The organism is Bacteroidota bacterium (assembly GCA_038746285.1).
Lineage (GTDB): Bacteria > Bacteroidota > Rhodothermia > Rhodothermales > JANQRZ01 > JANQRZ01.
The window spans coordinates 1-2,532 of sequence record JBCDKT010000107.1 but is presented as its reverse complement, the minus strand read 5'-3'; the positions used below and the strand labels follow the sequence as shown (position 1 = coordinate 2,532).

The following is a 2,532-nucleotide window of genomic DNA, read 5'->3' as shown; positions in this document are numbered from 1 at the left end:
GATCGGCGACTCCTCCCAGTAGGCCATCGGGTTTTCCCACGGCTGGCCGGGGTAGCGGTAGTCCGCGTAGGCGTAGTAGTTGTCGGCGACGAGCGTCTTCGAGATCCAGTTGATGACGGGCTTGATGACCGCCGCCGCCCGAAAGCGGTCCGTGTTGCCCACGATCCACGCCGTCATCACGCCGCCCGCGCTGCCGCCCGTGACGTAGAGCGAGTCCGGGTGCACGTCGCCCGTCGCGATCAGGGCGTCGACGCCAGTCATGATGTCGCCGTAGTCGCCGCCGGGGTAGTCGTGGTAGAGGAGGTCGGCGAACGCCTCGCCGTAGCCGGTGCTGCCGCGCGGGTTGGGGTAGAAGACGATGTAGTCGTCGGCCGCGAAGAGCTGGAATTCGGGCGAGAAGTGGGGGCCGTAGGAGGCGATGGGACCGCCGTGGACCTCGACCAGCAGCGGGTACTGCCGGCCCTCCTCGTAGCCGGGCGGGCGGATGATCCAGCCCTGCACGTCGAGGCCGTCCTCGGCGGTCCAGGTGAGTTCCTCGACCGCACCGAGGTCGCGGTACGGCAGCAGGTCGCCGTTGAGGTCGGTCAGCACGCGCGTCTCGCCGTCCATCACGACCGCCACGTCCGACAGGCGCTCCGGCGTGCTATGCGTGAACGCGACCACGCCGCCGTCGGACACCGACCACGCTCCGTCGAGGTAGGGCCGACCGATCGACGTGCCGCCGATGGCGTCGGTGATCTCGCGCACGGTGCCGTCGAGCGCGACCTGCATGAGGCGGATGAGGCCCCGGTCGTAGTAACTCGCGTACAAGCCCGCGTCGGTCCACGCGAGCTGTTCGATGCTCCGGTCGAGGTTGCCCGCAAGGACGCGGACGGCGCCCGTGTCCTGGTCGCGGAGGTGGATGAGCGTGTTTTGGAAGGTGCGGACGCGGTCGTCGTAGCCTCGGTAGGCGATGGTCCGGCCGTCGGGCGAGACGACGGGCCCCTGGTCCGGCCCGTCGCGGTCGGTGAGCGCCGTGATCGTGTGATCGGCCAGCCCGACGCGGTAGACCTCGGAGCCACGGTAGTCGAGTTGCCAGTCGTCGCTGCGGTTGCCGGAGACGACGAGGCCGCTGCCGTCGGGCAGCCAGGCGAGGTCGGTCCCGTGCGGGTAGTCGCCGTGGGTGAGTTGGCGCGGCGTGCCGCCGTCGGCGGGGACGACGAACACGTGGCGGAAGCCCGGCTCGATGTTGCCGGAGCCGTCAGCCTCGTGCTTGACGCGGTCGACGACCCGCGGCTTGGGCGCCCACTCCGCGCCCTTCGGCGGCGACGGCAGGGCCACGTCGAGCGTCGGGTCGGGCTCGGGGACGAGCATCGAGAACGCAAGCATCGTCCCGTCGGGCGACCACGTGAGGCCGCGCGGCGACCGGTCGAGCTGCGTCAGCCGCGCCGTCTGGCCCGTGTCCATCCAGCGGACGAACAGCTCCGCGCCCTGGTCCGTTGCCGCCACGTAGGCCACGCGGTCCCCGCCCGGCGCCCACCGCGGCGCCGACTCGTTGGCTTCGCTCGCCGTCAGCTTGCGGTGCCCCTCGCCGTCCGTTCCGACCACCCAGAGCGACTGGCGGCGCTTGTCCTTCATCCGGTCCATCCCCGCCCGCACGTAGACGACGTGGTCGCCGTCGGGGCTGATCTGCGGGTCGTCGGCCCACTCCAGTTCGAACACATCGTCGAGCGTGAACGGCGACTGGGCGACGGCTGTGGGCGCAGCGAGGAGCAGGGCGAGGACGAGCAGCGCGCGCGTCCAGGGCGAGGAGACAGGCATGGCGGAGCGAAGGTGTGGTTCGAGAGAAGCGTGAGGACTACTACGCTCTATGGTACTGCGCTACGACGGTGCGTTGCGCTCTTCGTGCTTGCCACCCTTTTCCTCGATGTAGCGGGCGGTCCACGCCAGCCTCTTGGGACACTGCTTCGCCCTTCCCTAACAGTCATCCCCGCGCACGCGGGGACCCACTCGAATGTCTGGAGACCGCCCACAACGCGCAGGTCCGACGGATCAGGCAGGAGGTACTTCCGGGTATCCCGTCGCTCGCAGAAAGGGAGGCGATGCGGACGCCGGAATAACCTGGTGGGTCCCCGCATTCGCGGGGATGACGGAGGTGGGAGCGGGAAACCATGCGTATCTGGTGCGCAGAGTCTCCGTCCACCTCGAAGCCCCACTCGACGCTTGGACGCTGACCCGCAGATCCCTCGACTTCGGTCCTACGGACCTGCGCTCGGGATGACATGGGGGGGAGACGCGGCGCACGCCGGAGGCATCGTCCTCTCCCGATCTCTCAGAAGTACCGAATCCACCACCGGTCGCTCGTGCGCTTGTATTCGCCGAACACGCGTGTCGGGAGGTAGAGCGCGGCGGCGAGGAGGACGGTGAGCGCCCAGATCTGCCACACGTGGTCGATGTGGTAGAGGTCGCCCTCGTTGGGGCCGACGGTCACGAGCACGAGCTTGTAGCACACCAGCAGCACGTAGAGGTGCAGCGCGTAGACGAACATCGGCG

The 2,532-nt window shown here is 69.2% G+C and carries 2 protein-coding genes; both read right to left on the bottom strand.

The window, feature by feature from the left end:
• The coding region (locus AAGI91_17590; protein ID MEM1044426.1) for a S9 family peptidase at positions 1-1,800 on the bottom strand (1,800 nt) is incomplete at its 3' end.
• A gap of 511 nt (positions 1,801-2,311) precedes the next feature.
• Positions 2,312-2,532: hypothetical protein (locus AAGI91_17585; protein ID MEM1044425.1), on the bottom strand; the 221-nt coding region annotated here is incomplete at its 5' end.